The 15,629-nt window shown below is 55.0% G+C and carries 13 protein-coding genes; 3 read left to right on the top strand and 10 right to left on the bottom strand.

The window, feature by feature from the left end:
• Positions 1-140: 140 nt before the first annotated feature.
• The 4 genes from AYW79_RS02165 to ftsE form a co-directional block, all read right to left on the bottom strand.
• Complete coding sequence (locus AYW79_RS02165) at positions 141-1,316, bottom strand: PDZ domain-containing protein (protein WP_067561053.1); 1,176 nt, start codon at positions 1,314-1,316, stop codon at positions 141-143.
• Between the two features lie 117 nt (positions 1,317-1,433).
• Complete coding sequence (locus tag AYW79_RS02160; RefSeq protein WP_156481865.1) at positions 1,434-2,840, bottom strand: S41 family peptidase; 1,407 nt, start codon at positions 2,838-2,840, stop codon at positions 1,434-1,436.
• A 134-nt stretch (positions 2,841-2,974) separates the two neighbouring features.
• Positions 2,975-3,853: a permease-like cell division protein FtsX gene (gene ftsX / locus AYW79_RS02155; protein ID WP_067561050.1), complete on the bottom strand. Its 879-nt coding sequence runs from the start codon at positions 3,851-3,853 to the stop codon at positions 2,975-2,977.
• Positions 3,843-4,529: a cell division ATP-binding protein FtsE gene (ftsE, locus tag AYW79_RS02150; RefSeq protein WP_067561048.1), complete on the bottom strand. Its 687-nt coding sequence runs from the start codon at positions 4,527-4,529 to the stop codon at positions 3,843-3,845. Before ftsE ends, ftsX begins: the two co-directional genes overlap by 11 nt.
• 188 nt (positions 4,530-4,717) lie before the next feature.
• On the opposite strand from ftsE, the gene AYW79_RS02145 reads away from it, so the two are divergent.
• From AYW79_RS02145 to hemG, 3 genes are all read left to right on the top strand, one after another.
• Entirely contained in the window at positions 4,718-6,052 is a 1,335-nt protein-coding gene (locus AYW79_RS02145) for an MFS transporter (RefSeq protein ID WP_067561046.1), read from the top strand.
• A gap of 290 nt (positions 6,053-6,342) precedes the next feature.
• The gene (locus tag AYW79_RS02140) at positions 6,343-7,425 is read left to right on the top strand and encodes a radical SAM protein (protein WP_067561044.1); all 1,083 of its coding nucleotides are present in this window, start codon (positions 6,343-6,345) and stop codon (positions 7,423-7,425) included.
• Positions 7,422-8,846, top strand: a complete 1,425-nt coding sequence (gene hemG, locus AYW79_RS02135) for a protoporphyrinogen oxidase (protein ID WP_067561042.1) — start codon at positions 7,422-7,424, stop codon at positions 8,844-8,846. The genes AYW79_RS02140 and hemG overlap by 4 nt, the downstream gene beginning before the upstream one ends.
• A gap of 47 nt (positions 8,847-8,893) precedes the next feature.
• Here the strand turns inward: hemG and argH are convergent, their stop codons facing one another.
• The 6 genes from argH to argC are packed head-to-tail and all read right to left on the bottom strand — an operon-like array spanning position 8,894 to position 15,595.
• Positions 8,894-10,288, bottom strand: a complete 1,395-nt coding sequence (gene argH / locus AYW79_RS02130; protein WP_082864646.1) for an argininosuccinate lyase — start codon at positions 10,286-10,288, stop codon at positions 8,894-8,896.
• Entirely contained in the window at positions 10,285-11,487 is a 1,203-nt protein-coding gene (locus AYW79_RS02125; RefSeq protein ID WP_067561040.1) for an argininosuccinate synthase, read from the bottom strand. Before AYW79_RS02125 ends, argH begins: the two co-directional genes overlap by 4 nt.
• 47 nt (positions 11,488-11,534) lie before the next feature.
• Positions 11,535-12,500 (bottom strand): ornithine carbamoyltransferase, encoded by a 966-nt coding sequence (gene argF, locus AYW79_RS02120; RefSeq protein ID WP_067561038.1) that lies wholly within the window; start codon positions 12,498-12,500, stop codon positions 11,535-11,537.
• A gap of 2 nt (positions 12,501-12,502) precedes the next feature.
• A complete protein-coding gene (locus AYW79_RS02115) occupies positions 12,503-13,732 on the bottom strand; it encodes an aspartate aminotransferase family protein (RefSeq protein WP_231884530.1) in 1,230 nt (409 codons plus the stop codon).
• A gap of 20 nt (positions 13,733-13,752) precedes the next feature.
• Positions 13,753-14,532: an acetylglutamate kinase gene (gene argB, locus AYW79_RS02110; protein WP_067953203.1), complete on the bottom strand. Its 780-nt coding sequence runs from the start codon at positions 14,530-14,532 to the stop codon at positions 13,753-13,755.
• Between the two features lie 16 nt (positions 14,533-14,548).
• Positions 14,549-15,595, bottom strand: coding sequence for an N-acetyl-gamma-glutamyl-phosphate reductase (argC, locus tag AYW79_RS02105; protein WP_067561035.1), 1,047 nt, complete (start codon positions 15,593-15,595; stop codon positions 14,549-14,551).
• Positions 15,596-15,629 lie beyond the last annotated feature (34 nt).

Here is a 15,629-nt window from a genome sequence, read left to right as displayed (position 1 = left end):
ATCGTGAATAAAATCGCACCGAACTTCGTGTATTCGCGAACACCTATTGATGCTTTGAACGCTCTCTATAAGCGATGGTATGTCAACGTTTTGAACAATTTCTATGAACAGACCAGATCATGCGGGAAACCACCAATCGGTCACGCGGGTGATTCAGCCGCATTCTCCCCCGCCTCGACGCTTCGCCAGAGCTTGAAGAATCGTCCCTGCTGCCCAACGCTAAACACGTTTGCCTCAGCCAACCCCCGCTCGTCAGGTACAAACATGCATCCGAGATGGTGAGGATCGCGTTCAAAGATCGGCGTTCCGATCAATCGCAGTTCACCGCGTGAATCGATCACCTCAAGCTTTACATACGCTGGGTTATGATCGATTGCAAAATGCAGATCATACGGACTGTTTACCGTGATGCCGCCGACACGCGCAATGGTCTCACCTGGCATCAGACCGATGCGCCTTGCCGGCGTTCCGGGAAGAATGGCGAGAATGCGCACACCCGCTTTGGGACGAACGTAGAGTGGGGGCTGCGACTCTTCTCGGACAACCTGGAATTTGTCAATCCATATGTGTGAAAACAGCGAGATCAGTGTGACAATGACCAATCCGAGCGTTGAGTGGCGCAATAAAAACAAGGCGACCGCCAAAATGAACGCATACAGGCTGATCGACACACCTCCTAAAAAAAAGACGCGTTGTGGCGTCGTGCCGAGTGCGATACCTGTGCGATTCGGCAGAACGCTAAAAGGCACGCTTCCCAACACAAAAATCGGTAACGGCCAGAATCCCTGCAATAAAAAGGCACCCACAGTTTGCCCGCGGCGGCTCTTCATTAAAAATGGAGACGCAATGCCCGCTCGCATAAATGTCGCAATCCCTTCTACGCCGTTTGCCGCAGCAATCAGCGCCAAGAGTGAAAAAGGGTGCAGCGCGCGCAGCCATGCAGTCACCAGCGGCGCGTTCGCAGGCGTCCACCAAACGCTGACAAGTCCCGCGAGCGCAACCAGAGAACCGCCGTAAGAGACGCACGCCAGTCGCATGTCGATCACCGAGAAAAGCGTCCCCAATACCCAGACACTGACACCGTCCTGCCAACTGAACGGTATATGCGCGTAGTCAAACGCCGCACTGATCACAATCCCTGCGAGCAGACCAATACCGATACTGCGAAATGCGTGCAGCACATCACGAGTCACTTTGATTCCGAGTGTTGCGCGCTCCAAATGGCGCTGTCGAAGGTGTTGAATCCCTGCAAGCAAAAGTGTGACGAGATAAAGCCACGGAAAGTGAAGAAGCGCGAGAAGGCCGTGAAGAACCATAAACGAAATCACCTCTCTCGCACAGATCAATCAAACAAAACGCATCATGAACATATGAAAAAGCAACCGAGTCTTCCTCGGTTGCTATATTTCGACACGTTATACGCCGCTTCCTGCTCATCCTCCGAGTTTCTGATCAAGATACCCGATAGCGGTCTGCATGGCCGGATCGTCGCGGACGCGTATCTTTAGCAGCGCGACATTCAATGCGTACGCGGTGGCATCGCTCACCGTCCCTGTTGATTTCAAACCGTGCATTTTTTGAAATGCTGTGACCGCCTGCTCCGTCTGCACACTGTAGTAGCCATCCGTCCGCCCTGGATTGTACCCGAGCGCGAGAAGCATCCGTTGCAAGACTGCGATACTGACACTGGATTGATCAAGCGCATACGGCCGCCTAAGCGTCATGGGAAGCGGCGGCAGATGGTAGAATGCAGGCGTCGCAACGTACATCGACGGCGCAATTCCCACGTGGTGAATCCACGTCCCTTTTGGCGTTAGCCATTTGGCAACCGTCAGTTTCAGACTCGATCCATCCGCAAACTCTTGCGTTTCTTGCACCGTGCCTTTACCGTAGGTGCGCTCACCGATCAGCGGCACCCCACCCGAATCGTGAAGCGCCGCCGCAAGAATCTCCGCCGCGCTGGCGCTGTTTCCATTGATCAAACAAACCATTGGAAGCTTGATTCCACTGCCCGAGGCGTGGAGTGCCTGAATCTGATGATTGCGGCTCTCTACTTCGACAATCGTTTTCCCTCTCGCCAACAAATCGTTTGCAATCTGACCGACACTCGACAGCAGTCCACCCGGATCATCCCGCACATCAAGAATGAGACCGCGCGCGCCTTCCTGTTTCAGAATGCTCAAATCGCGCGCGAATGCGCTCGCCGTGTCTTCGCTAAACTGTGTGATCAAAATATATCCGATGTGATTCGAGAACATCTTCGCGTAAACGGTCGACTGGTGAAGGTTTGCCCGCTGCACGCGAATGTGTAGCGTCGCAGAGCCGCGCAGCAAGGTCAGATTCGCATAGCTGCCAACCTGTCCACGAATGCGCTCCACCACCTGCAAAAGAGACATTCCATCGGTCTTGCTCCCATTGACCTGCGTCAAAATGTCCCCTGACCGAACACCCGCGCGATCAGCAGGTGAGCCGGGCAGGACAGAACTGATGACGATTTGGCCTGACTCATAGGAGAGTACAGCGCCGATTCCCTGGAAGTGCGAACTGACCATCTCGCGAAACCGGGCTGTCATCGCTGGGTTCATGTACTGAGAGAAAGGGTCGTGCAAGGTGTCCATCATGCCGGAGATCATGCCGTGAATCAACTCATTCGGATCGACCTGACGGTAATATGACGTCGTCAAAAGGCGATACGTGGACATGAACTGCCGATAGGCGGGTTGACTCGCGAGCGGAGAAAAGTCTGCGCCTACCGCGCGCAGCGTGAGAACCGTTGCCGCCGCCGTCAATGCAATGGTCCCCAGAAATTTTGAAACGCGGGCGATTTTCACGTCGTTCACCTGTCCTTTTCGCGCAGCGAACAGCGTCCCGTTTGCGGGACACCATCACTCTATGCGGACAGGTTCAACCTTGAGAACTCATGTAGCCCTTTCTTCCCATTCAAAAGGCAAATAGTGATCCCCCACGCCACTGTCTAGACGCGAAGAAAGCGGCGCATCGAAAAGAGGCTGCCCCATACGCCCATGAACAGTCCACAGGCGACAAGCACCCAAACGACATGCGTAATGACAAGCGGATACGGGACGAGCGTAAACGGTGGAAACAGTTTTACCGTCTGTGCAATCCAGCGATAAAGCTCATACAGAACAACGCTCGGTATGGCTGCGCCCACTAACCCCATCAGTGTTCCTTCGACGAAAAAAGGGCCGCGAATGAAGCCATTGGTCGCGCCAACCAACTTCATAATTTCAATCTCGCGGCGTCGCGTAAAGATGGTGACGCGAATCGTATTTGAGATGAGAAACATCCCGAGGATGAGCAATCCGCCGATCAGAATGACAGCCGCATCGCGCGCGACGTTCATGATCGTCAAAAGTTTTGGAAGAAAGCTCTGCCCGTACTGAACACTCTCAATGCCCGGCGTGCTCTGCACCTCTTTTGCAACCGCTGCAGTCTGTTGCGGATTCACTGCGTTTAGGATGAAAGCGTTTGGCAACGGGTTGCCAAGCCCAGTCATGATATCCGCATTGCTCTTTAAGATCTGCTTCATTTGCTTCAACGCTTGAACTTTCGACACAAAGCGCACAGAGCGCACGCCACTCAAGTGTGCGAGTCGCTTTTCCAGCGCCGGGAGCGCTTTGACAGGCACGACATTGCTCACATACGCGTTAATCTGCAACTGACTCTCAATGTTTAGGGAGATGTTTTGCACATTCAAACTCAGGAGAATGGATCCGCCCAAGATAAACAAGGTGACTGCAACTGCGCTAATCGATGCGAAGGTCATCCAACCATTGCGAAATAAATTGCGCATTCCTTCCCGCGCATGTCTTCCTACCGTCCTAATCTTCATAGCCGTATTCCCCGCGTTCCTGATCGCGCACAATGCGACCTTGTTCAATCGCGATGACGCGCTTGCGAACCGAATTGACGAGTTCCCGATTATGCGTCGCCATGACGATCGTTGTTCCGCGATCATTCACCCGTTGAAACAGTTTCATAATCGTCCACGAATTGTCCGGATCAAGGTTTCCGGTAGGCTCATCCGCGATGATCACACTCGGCTTGTTGACGAGTGCGCGCGCGATCCCTACACGCTGCTGCTCGCCACCTGACAGTTCGCGTGGCAACATGTTCGCTTTTTCAGTGAGACCAACGAGTTCCAAGACTTCGGCGACGCGCTTTTGAATCGTCTTTCGCGACGCTTCAATAACTTCTAATGCAAACGATACATTTTCGTACACCGTCAAGGGTTGTAACAATTTATAATCTTGAAAGACCACCCCAATGTGGCGGCGCATCATAGGGATTTGCCTCTCACGCAATCGCTCAATATTGAAACCACCGACAAAAATCTGACCTTTCGTCGGCTTTTCTTCACGGTACATAAGTTTGATGAATGTCGATTTGCCGGCACCGCTCGGGCCAACCACATAGCAAAATTCTCCTTGTGCGATCCGCACGGATATGCCAGAAAGTGCGGCGACACCGTTCCCGTACTCTTTCCAGACGTCCTGCATCTCAATCATGCAAATCCTCCATTGAATAATTCGACAGGCGCTGTTTCGCGATGCTTCGACAGCGTGATTCGACATCTTACATTCGACACCCATCGTCAAAAACCCTGTGGAAGATTCTTCATTTCTGATATTCTGATGCTAAGAAGAATGATCAATTCCGCTCACGCACATCCTAAATCTGAGGAGGGATCTTGCAAATGGCATCCCAAGAAACAAACGTTCATGCTGTTGAACACTGGACACGTACGGACAATTGGTCATTCTGGTCTTTTGGACTCGGGATGTTGCTCGAAAACTACATTTTTAGCATGGCCACCTTCGCGACAGGTTGGGTCACCATGCCCAAGAGCCTTCAGTCCCTTTTGCTCGCATGGGCTCCTATCTGGCTTGTGATTGGCATCGCCGTTGCCGGTCCACTCGCGGATCGGATTGGAAGGAAAAATACGTTTTATACGACGATGTCTCTCTATGGAATTGGCGCCATCGGCATCGTCTTTAGCCAGACCTATGTACTTATTCTTCTGTTTCTCGCGCTCCTGCTGTTTGCGGCCGGCGGTGAAATGAACACGATTATGGCGGCGTCCCACGAGATGATGCCTCATAAACATCGTAGCAAGGCAATGATGCTGGAGCTTAATTTCATCAATCTCGGCGGCGTTATTATTGCGATTGTCACCCTCTTTTCCGCTTCACAACAGATTGCGTTTCAACGCGGGATGATTGCCGTTACACTACTCGCCGTTCTCATCGTCATGTTTCTGGCGCGGCGCAACACGCCCGAGTCGATTCCATGGCTCGAAAAAAGGGGCTACCACGAACGTGCACAGGCAGAGATCGACCGCTTTTACGGGCGTGAAGAGTACGAAGCGCGCAGACTCGCCGCACGCACGGCAACAACTGCGGCAAAGCAAGCGCCATCCACCTCACGCCGCGTTGGCATTCCACTCAAACTGTTCGTAACGATCACAACGTCATTCGCAGGCGCCGCCGGGTTTGGTCTGATGACCTATGTATTAGGGCCTAACTATTTTCCAAACTTCAAATCAGAGATCGTCCTGATCGCGACAGGGACAGGACTCATCTCCGGTTTCTTGGGATTCTGGGCGGATCGCTTGAGTCGAAAAAAACTGTTGCTTCTCGGTTACGGCGGTTCCGTCGCGCTCACGATCGTGATTTGGCTTACGCTCGGTGCGTGGTCGAAAAATTTGGCGCTCTTCTGGATTCTGCTGATTCTTTTAAACCTGTTTGTAAACATCGGCTATCTCACAGAGGATACCTTAAAAGGTGAAGTGTGGCCGACACAGTCGCGCGGAACGTACACTGCATTTGTGCGTTTTGTAAGCATTGGTCTGTATGTCGCCACGATCTATATCACACAGAGTTTTAGCCTAAACGCCTACACGTTGTTCAACATCCTCATTTGGGTCATCGGATTGGCAGGTGCCATTGCCTGGTACGTCCGCGGTGTCGAAACCGGGCAAGGCGCAAGCCTTGATACAGCGTCAGGAGAGTCCTTTTTTCCAGACCACTAAAAAGGATGGGAGATCAAAAAGGGGTCAGGTAAGCTTCAAGCAGTGCAAGAAAGCAAGTCAAACATGCGGACGGAGCGTACGTCCCTGGTACGTGACGGAGCAGGTTTGACGCTGACGCGGCAATGCGCAGAAGAGTTCTGACCCCTACTAGGCATTCTCTACTAGTCTCCCCCCTCCAAACCATCTAGGAAGAATGGTCCATAGGGAACTCTCCTCACGACCGCACCCGATTTATCATAAGTTCAAAGGAACTGATCTTTGAATTCAGAAGCGAAAAGAGGCCGTTTCAAATGGCACTGCTTCAATCTTCTGCGGCAACCACGCGTGTGCTCCAGTATGAACAACACCCGCGCATCGTCATGTGGGAATTAACCCGCGCCTGTCAATTGCACTGCGTTCACTGCCGCGCAAAAGCACAAACCCGCCGCGCGCCTGACGAGCTTACAACCGATCAGGCAAAACGCGTGATCGATCAAATCACGGAAATGGATCATCCCCTCCTCGTCTTCACCGGCGGCGATCCTTTAGAGAGACCCGACTTGTTCGATCTCATTCAGTATGCTGTAAACCAGGGTGTTCACGTCTCTCTCGCTGCGAGCGTCACCCCGAAGCTGACCAAAAGCGTCCTTCAACGTGCCGTACTCTCTGGCGTTTCCCGCTTTGCAATCAGTCTGGACGGTGCGACAAACCTTACGCACGATCGCTTCCGCTCTGTACACGGCTCATTCAAAGAGACCATGAACTCGCTTCAAAACCTTAGGGAATCTGGACTGTCCACCCAAATCAATACGACGGTCACAGCGTGGAACAAAACTGAACTGGAAGGCATCGCAGCCATCGCTGAACAGCACCAGATCGATCTGTGGAGTCTCTTTTTTCTGATCCCCACAGGGCGAGGACGCGCTTCCATGATGCTTGACGCACAGCAAAACGAAGACATTTTGCAGTGGCTTTATGAACAAACTCAAATCCGTCCATTTGCGATCAAAACCACAGAAGCTCCTTTTTTTCAGCGGATCACAAGCCAACATGGTCAGCGCACACCTGGGCGAAATGTCACGGATGGGGACGGCTTCATCTTTATATCGCACAATGGGCACGTCTATCCTTCCGGGTTCCTTCCCGTATCCATAGGAAACGTTTTGCGCACGCCACTCCCAACGCTGTATCGCGAGAGCCCCTTGCTGCTCTCCTTGCGAAACCGTAAACTCCGCAAAGGAAAGTGTGGTGTGTGCGAGTTCAAAGAAATTTGCGGCGGATCACGTGCGCGCGCTTTTGCCGTGACAGGCGATCCGTTGGAGAGTGACCCCGGTTGCGCCTATTTGCCGCTCTCCCTGCGCGGCGGCAAGGAGATGGGGGCACAAACAGAATGAGACTCATCCGGGTTGCGATCATTGGAGGCGGCGTGACAGGAATGACTGCCGCCTACCATCTGCAGGAGCAGAGCAAAGAACGCGGCCTACCGCTGGAATGCACACTGTTTGAGGCGACATCTCGCATCGGCGGAAAAATTCAGACACATCGAGATCAAAAGTTCTGGATTGAACTCGGCCCTGATTCGATCTTCACCGCAAAACCAGACGGCGTCACTTTGCTTCGCGAACTGGGGATCTCCGACCAAATCATTCACGCCGTCTCCGGTCAAACATCCCTCGCCCGAAACCACACGCTTTTTCCCATTCCGCGCGATCTGTACATGGGAATCCCTGCGCGATGGTCTGCCATGGCGATGTCGCCTCTTCTGAGTCCGCGCGGCAAACTGCGCGCGCTCGGCGATCTCGTCTTGCCAAGGACTTCCGAGTTGGAGACACTTTCTCTAGGCCATTTGTTGCGCTTACGCTTTGGTCACGAGGTCGTGGAACAAATCGCAGCACCTCTGCTCGCCGGCATCCACGCAGCAGACATTGACCGAATGGGCATCGCTGATGCAACCCCTGCCATTGAACATTTGATTCGAACACACCGCAGCCTTTTGCTTGGCGCAAAAAGAAGCAAAAAACGTACTCAACGCCCTGCGTCGCAAAGCGCGTCATCTCCGTTCATCAGCTTGCAAGGCGGGCTGTCAACACTCACTGAGGCACTATTCGCTAAAACGAATGAATTCGTCCACTACAAAACGAACGCGCCAGTGAAGCAACTAAAGAAAAACCCGGATGGTAGCTATACCTTTGTCTACCTTTCTGACAATGTTCCCACACGGTTTGAGGCAGACGCTGTGATCCTGGCAACCCCCGCTCACGCCGCTGCCGCGATCGTAGAGACGTTAGGGATCACCACAGATCTGCTTCCATCCATTCGCTATGCGTCGACGGCAACCGTCATTCTCGGGTTTGCTGCGGCCACGTTTCCCGAACAGCGTGAGATGACCGGATTTCTCGTTCCTCGCAGCGCCGGACTTTCCATCACCGCATGCACAGTCGTCACGACAAAATGGCCATCGTCTCTAGATCAAAAACAAGTGGTTGTACGCTGCTATGTAGGGAGAGATGGTAGCGAGGAAATTTTGAAACAAAGCGATGAGGACATTGTAAAAGCTGTGGAGGATGACCTTCACGCGATCTGGAAGGTAAAACGCACACCCGCGTTTTACCGCCTCACGCGTTGGCCGATTTCGATGCCACAGTACGATGTGGGCCACGCAAATCGCGTAGCGCGCATGGAGCAAGCGCTACACGATTTTCCTGGTCTCGCCATGGCAGGAGCCGCCTATCGGGGCATGGGAATTCCCGACTGTATCAAAGATGGAAAGCGCGCCGCGACACATGTCCTAAAGCACGTGACACAAATCGAATAGACGTTCAGGACATCTCTACATGACCTGCCACGCATCGCGAGCGCAGATCAGCCTACGCGCGCGCGCGCCAGCGTCAGCTGTTCTACCACACGATCGCGCGCAGTCCCTCCGCGCGATCGTCGAGCATTGACGACCGCCTCTGGCGAGAGCTTTTCGAGCACATCCTCGTCAAAGAGTGGCGATTCCTTTCGCAACGCCTCAATCGACCACGCGGTCAATGCGCGCCTCTCACGGATGCTGACATTCACGATGCGCCCTACCACTTCGTGCGCCTGGCGAAACGGCAATCCTTTGCGCACGAGATAATCGGCCATATCGGTCGCCGCACTGTAATCTCCATCAAGCGCGCGCTTGATGCGCTCGCGGTTGACACCCATTGTCGAGATCATCGCAGGAAACACGGCAAGCAACAGATGCACCGTGTCGAGCGCATCAAAAACACCCTCTTTGTCTTCCTGAAGGTCCTTGTTGTAAGCGAGGGGCAATCCTTTACACACCGTCAAGAGCCCCGTCAAATGACCAAAGACGCGCCCCGCCTTGCCGCGCGCGAGTTCCGCCACGTCTGGATTCTTCTTCTGCGGCATTATGGAGGAGCCAGTCGTAAACGCGTCGTCCAGTTCAATAAACCCGAACTCGGTCGAATTCCACAAGATGAGCTCTTCTGACAGGCGCGACAGGTGTACCATAAAAAGCGAGAGCGCCGCGAGCGTCTCCAGGATGTAATCGCGATCACTCACCGCATCCATACTGTTTTCGTAAATGTGCTCAAACCCGAGCTTTTCGGCCACCGCCGCGCGATCGATCGCAAAGGTCGTCCCCGCCAGCGCGCCCGCGCCAAGCGGCAGCGCATCGATGCGTTTGCGCGCGTCGCGCAAACGCTCACAGTCGCGCTCAAACATCCACACATAAGCAAGCAAGTGATGCGCGAAAAGCACGGGTTGCGCGCGCTGCAAATGCGTGTAACCCGGGATGATCACATCAAGGTTCGCCTCTGCCACGTCAAGCAACACACGCTCGAAGACGCGAATCTCCTCATGAATCGCATCAACCTGCTCACGCAGGTACAGATGCATGTCCAAGGCCACCTGATCGTTTCGCGAGCGTCCGGTGTGAAGACGTCCCCCCGCCGCGCCGATCAACTCCGTCAAGCGGTGCTCGATGTTCATGTGCACATCTTCCAGGTCCTCACGAAATGTAAGTTCGCCGCACTCAATCTCCGCGCGCACCGCCTGAAGACCCGCGATGATGCGCTCTGCGTCATCCTGCGCGATGATCCCTTGGCGAAAAAGCATCCGCGCGTGCGCGATACTGCCAGCGATATCGACAAACGCCAGTCGCTTGTCAAAATGGATCGACGCGTTTAACGCCTGAACCGCAACGTGTGGCGGCTTTTGAAAGCGGCCGCCCCACATCACGTTGCTTGTTTCGTTTCGATCGCTCATGCCTGCGATCCTTTCGTCACGGTCGCCTGAAGGCGCGTCGGTAGCCCAAACAGCGAGATGAAACCAACCGCCGCCTTGTGATCAAACTGATCGCCTGCCGCATACGTCGCCAGATGGTGCTGATACAGCGAGTAGGGCGAAGCGGATGCGACTGCCGTCGCCGAGCCTTTGTAAAGTTTCATGCGAACCGTTCCAGTCACCGTCTGCTGTGTTTCGCGGATAAACGCATCGACCGCTTTTTTTAGCGGCGAGAACCACAGCCCGTTGTATACGATCTCCGCAAACTTCTGCTCCATCGCCGGCTTCGCCTGCGCCACTTCGCGCGTGAGCGTCAGGTACTCCAAAGCTTGGTGCGCCTTGATCAGCGTGATAGCCGCAGGCGCCTCATACACTTCACGCGATTTGATCCCGACCAGGCGATTCTCCACGTGGTCGATCCGACCGACGCCGTGCCGTCCCGCCGTCTGATTGAGCGTTTCGATCACCTGAACAAGACCCATGCGCTCGCCGTTGATCGCGACGGGCACGCCCGCTTCAAACTCGATTTCTACGATTTCCGGCTCATTGGGCGCCTCAAGCGGGCTTGTCGTCCAGTCAAACGCCTCTTCTGGCGCTTCCGCAAACGGATCTTCGAGCACGCCCGCCTCACAACTGCGCCCCCACAGATTCGCGTCAATGCTAAACGGACTGTCAAGCGTCACCGGAATCGGGATGTTATGCGTTTTCGCGAATTCAATCTCATCGTCGCGCGTCCAACCCCACTCGCGCACAGGCGCGATCACAGAGAGCTCCGGTGAGAGTGCACCGACCGAAACATCAAAACGCACCTGATCGTTCCCTTTGCCCGTGCAGCCGTGCGCAACCGCCTCTGCCCCCGTCTCTTTTGCGACCTGCACAAGAAGCTCTGAGATCAGCGGCCGCGAGAGCGCCGCCGACAGTGGGTAGACCCCCTCGTAGAGCGCATTGGCCATCAGACTCGGCAGGATGAACTCATACGCAAATTTATCGCGCGCGTCGATCATGTGCGACTCTACCGCGCCGATCGTGTACGCCTTCTCTTTCACAAACGCCAGGTCCTTGCCTTCCCCGACATCCACCGACATCGCCACAACGTCATAGCCATACGTTTCGCGCAGCCACGCGATCGCCACTGATGTATCGAGTCCACCAGAATACGCAAGCACAATCTTCTTATTCATCGTCATTTCCCCCACCCAATTCATTCAACCCGTTCGAGCTTATAAGCTCAATCCATTCCGCCGAGCAGCGCGATCAAAACCGCTTTTTGCGCGTGCAGGCGATTTTCCGCCTGATCAAAAATGACCGATTGTGATCCGTCAATCACATTCGCCGCGACCTCTTCACCGCGATGCGCCGGCAGGCAGTGCAAGAAAATTGCGTCGCGTCGCGCGCTTGCCATCAGTTCCTGATTGACCTGATACGGCGCGAATGCGATCTGCCGAGACGCTGCCTCTTGCTCTTGACCCATGCTTGCCCACACGTCTGTATATACCACATCCGCGTCCTTGATCGCAGCAAATGGGTCTGTGGTCACCACCACCTCAGACTGCCAGCGCTTTGCCTGCTCTTTTGCGAATTGCACAGCCTCCGCTTGCGGCAAGTAGTCCGCAGGACTCGCGATGCGCACATTCATTCCGACCAGCGCCGCGGCCTGAAGCAGCGAGTTTGCCATGTTGTTCCCGTCGCCGACATAGGTAAGCGTCACGCCGCGAAGCGTCCCCTTGTGCTCCTGAATCGTCTGTAGATCCGCGAGCACCTGGCATGGGTGATGATCATCCGTCAGCCCATTGATCACTGGCACCGTCGCATACTCCGCGAGAGTCTTTACCGTCTCATGCGCAAACGTCCGCACCATGAGTCCTGAAACATAGCGCGAAAGAACTTGCGCCGTGTCTTCAAGCGGCTCCCCACGCCCGATCTGCGTCGCACTGTTTGAAAGAAACAGCGCGTGACCGCCAAGTTCGTACATCCCAACCTCAAACGATACGCGCGTGCGCGTCGAAGCCTTTTCAAAAATCATGCCGAGCGTCTTTCCTTGCAGGTACGGCGTGAGGATTCCCCGCGCGCGCGCCTTTTTAACGTCACTGGCAATCCCCAGAAGGAATTCAATCTCATCCGTCTGATAATCGCTAAAATCGAGAAAATCTCGTCCGTAGAGAGGTTGTTTTAAGTTTTTCTCAAGTACCGCCATGGTCACGCCTCCATCTCCTGAAGTGCTTCAGCAATCGTCGCGACAGCGCGCTCCACATCGGCTGCCGACACAATCAAAGGCGGCAATAGGCGAAGCGTGTTCGCCCCGGCCGTGAGAACTAGTAGCCCGCGCTTGCGACAGGCGGCAACCAGATCTCCCGCAAGCGGTGTCGCAAACTCGATCCCCCACATCAGCCCCATGCCGCGCACATCAACGATTTCTGTGCGCCGAGCAGCCAGCGCACAAAGCGCACTGTAGAGTTGCTGTCCGCGCCGCGTCACCGTATCAAGAAATCCGTCTTCCATCACCACATCGAGCACTGCAAGCGCCGCGCTTGCCGCGACGGGATTGCCACCGAATGTCGAACCGTGCGTCCCCGGCGCAAAGGCCGCCGCAACGCGCTCCGTCGCAAGCATCGCGCCCATCGGCAGCCCGCCCGCCAAGGACTTTGCCATCGTGACGATATCCGGTTTGACTCCCATCTGCTGCCACGCGAGCCACGAGCCTGTACGGCCGACGCCTGTCTGCACCTCGTCAAAAATGAGAAGCAGACCACGCGCGTCACAGAAAGCGCGCAACTCTTTTAGAAATGGGACAGCAACGGGGCGAACGCCACCCTCGCCCTGGATCGGTTCAATCATGATCGCGCACGTTTTTTCAGTCACGCGTTCGAGCACCGATTTCATTGTGAAGGACTCAACATATTTAAACCCGCTTGGCAGAGGTCCAAACCCTTCTTGATACTTCGGTTGCGCAGTCGCCGTCACGGTTGCAATCGTACGCCCGTGAAACGAGTGCTGAAACGTCAGAATCTCGCCTTTATGCGCGCCATGCACTTGCTTACTATAGCGGCGCGCGATTTTGATCGCCGCCTCATTGGCCTCAGCACCTGAGTTGCTAAAAAATACACGGTCCATTCCCGCCGCTTCCGTAAGTCTCGCCGCGAGATGCGCCTGCGGTTCTGTGAGATAGAGGTTGGACATGTGCCAAAGCGTCTGGATCTGGTTTGTTGCCGCCGCCACCAGCGCCGGGTGGCAGTGCCCTAAACCGCAAACCGCAATGCCGCTCGTGAAATCGAGATAACGCGCGCCGTGATCGTCATAGACGTACACCCCTTCGCCGCGAACGATCGTCAGCGGTTGGCGGGCGTACGTGCCCATCACCGCTGTTTCATCATCATGTTTCGCATTTGTATGCTGGACCAGTAATGTCTTCGCTTGCATCTCTTGCATCTCATATCCTCCTCCCAAATTTATGCAGTCATTACCGTTCCGATCGCTTCTCCAGAGAGCAAACGCACAAGCAACCCTTCCGTTCGACCGTCGCAGATTGCGACACGCGCCGCACCTTGGCGAAGCGCAGACATCGCCGCTTCAAGTTTCGGAATCATTCCGCCTGTCGCGACGCCCGTTTCAATCAACGCATAGGCATCTGCGATCGTGAGTTTAGGAATCGGTTTCTCTGCGTCCAGGCTTTCTTTAACGCCTGCCACATCCGTCGTAAAAATAAACCAGTCCGCACGAAGCGCGCCCGCAATGGCCGCCGCTGCCGCATCCGCGTTCACATTCCTCAACTGTCCGCTTTCCTCAAGTCCAAGCGGCGCAATCACAGGCAGGAACCCCGCCAAAAGCAGTGTTTCAAGAAGTTTCGTGTTGACACGCTGCACATCTCCAACAAAGCCGAGTCCCTCTTCTACACTGGGGATCGCTGTCAGCAAACCGCCATCTTCGCCAGTGACGCCCACAGCGTTTGCGCCAGCCGCTTGCAGCGCGCGCACGATGCGCTTGTTGACCGTTCCCGCCAAAACCGCCTCAACGACAGAGAGCGTCCGCTCGTCCGTGACGCGCCTGCCGCGCAAGAAGGTCGATGCCACACCGCCTTGCCTTAGCGCCTCCGTAATGGCCGGACCGCCCCCGTGAATCAGCGTCACGCGCACGTCACGCGCGACCGTGGCAACCTCTTCGAGCAGGCGCGCACCTGAAGATTCAACGCTTCCTCCGTGTTTGATGACCATCGTCTTTTGCGTTGTCATGTGTGTCTTTCCTCCGTCAGACCGCTGGCACAAACCATAGCCCTTCTTGCTCGTTTGCACCTGTCATCACATTCAAATTTTGAATCGCTTGCCCCGCCGCACCTTTGATGAGGTTGTCAAGCGCGCTTAGGACGACTGCCGTCTGCGTCCGCGGATCAAGATATACACCAATGCTGACGCGATTCGTGCCGCTCACCCACTTGAGTTGCGGCGATACGCCGTACGGCAACACATCGACAAACGGCTCGCCTTCATACCGTGCGCTAACGATCTCGTGTAAGGCTTCTCCCGACATCTCTTCTTTGAGTTTGATATACGCTGTGCATAAAATACCTCGTTTGATCGGCAAAAGGTGCGTCGCGAGAAGCACATTCACAGGTTTATCTAGCCCTGTCTGCCTTCGTCTCGCCTCGCGCAACGTCATCTCAATTTCCGGCGTGTGTTGGTGCCGGCCTAGCTTATACGCAAAAAAATTCTCATCCGCTTCAACATAGTGAGTCACCGCCGTCGGCTTTTTCCCGGCGCCTGAAACGCCCGATTTTGCATCAATAAGAATCTGCGAGGATTCCGCCACATCGCGCTCAAGAAGCGGTAACAGCGCAAGCTCCGCGCACGTCGCGTAACACCCTGGATTCGCGACGAGTGATGCGTTAGCAATCGCTGCGCGGTTCCACTCTGTAAGCCCATAAATCGCATCGGCATGCGCGTCACTCGCCACTTCCGCTTTATACCAGGATTCATAGGCGTCACGCGGCAGTCGATGATCACCACTCAGGTCGATCACCGATTTTCCCTGCGCCAAAAGTTCTGGCGCCACGTGCTGCGCTTCACCGTGCGGCAGCGCGAGGATCACAATCTCTGCCTCCGTGACTGCAGCGCGCAGCGGGAGCAACCGCAGACGTCCTACGGCAAATCCGCGAAATCCTGGAACCGCCTCTTCGAGCATGAGTCCCGCCTGCGTCTCGGAAGATATCCCTACAATCGTTACATCCGTTCTCGGCGCCAACAAGCGAATCGCTTCGATGCCGCTATATCCGGTTGCACCACAGATCGCGATACGCATGTGGTCACCCCCTTCGTCTTCGATTATTATACAT

Origin of the sequence: Ferroacidibacillus organovorans (genome assembly GCF_001642725.1) — a bacterium.
GTDB classification, from domain to species: domain Bacteria; phylum Bacillota; class Bacilli; order Alicyclobacillales; family SLC66; genus Ferroacidibacillus; species Ferroacidibacillus organovorans.
The sequence above is the reverse complement of the archived record's forward strand: the minus strand, read 5'-3'. Positions and strand labels throughout refer to the sequence as shown.

Excerpts from the sequence above, each read along its gene's own strand:
- argF (WP_067561038.1), bottom strand. The coding sequence starts at position 12,500 with ATGGCGGTACTTGAGAAAAACTTAAAACAACCTCTCTACGGACGAGAT.
- ftsE (WP_067561048.1), bottom strand. The coding sequence starts at position 4,529 with ATGATTGAGATGCAGGACGTCTGGAAAGAGTACGGGAACGGTGTCGCC.
- AYW79_RS02125 (WP_067561040.1), bottom strand. The coding sequence starts at position 11,487 with ATGAATAAGAAGATTGTGCTTGCGTATTCTGGTGGACTCGATACATCA.
- argH (WP_082864646.1), bottom strand. The coding sequence starts at position 10,288 with ATGAGCGATCGAAACGAAACAAGCAACGTGATGTGGGGCGGCCGCTTT.
- AYW79_RS02140 (WP_067561044.1), top strand. The coding sequence starts at position 6,343 with ATGGCACTGCTTCAATCTTCTGCGGCAACCACGCGTGTGCTCCAGTAT.
- ftsX (WP_067561050.1), bottom strand. The coding sequence starts at position 3,853 with ATGAAGATTAGGACGGTAGGAAGACATGCGCGGGAAGGAATGCGCAAT.
- AYW79_RS02115 (WP_231884530.1), bottom strand. The coding sequence starts at position 13,732 with ATGCAAGAGATGCAAGCGAAGACATTACTGGTCCAGCATACAAATGCG.
- AYW79_RS02145 (WP_067561046.1), top strand. The coding sequence starts at position 4,718 with ATGGCATCCCAAGAAACAAACGTTCATGCTGTTGAACACTGGACACGT.
- hemG (WP_067561042.1), top strand. The coding sequence starts at position 7,422 with ATGAGACTCATCCGGGTTGCGATCATTGGAGGCGGCGTGACAGGAATG.
- AYW79_RS02165 (WP_067561053.1), bottom strand. The coding sequence starts at position 1,316 with ATGGTTCTTCACGGCCTTCTCGCGCTTCTTCACTTTCCGTGGCTTTAT.
- argB (WP_067953203.1), bottom strand. The coding sequence starts at position 14,532 with ATGACAACGCAAAAGACGATGGTCATCAAACACGGAGGAAGCGTTGAA.
- argC (WP_067561035.1), bottom strand. The coding sequence starts at position 15,595 with ATGCGTATCGCGATCTGTGGTGCAACCGGATATAGCGGCATCGAAGCG.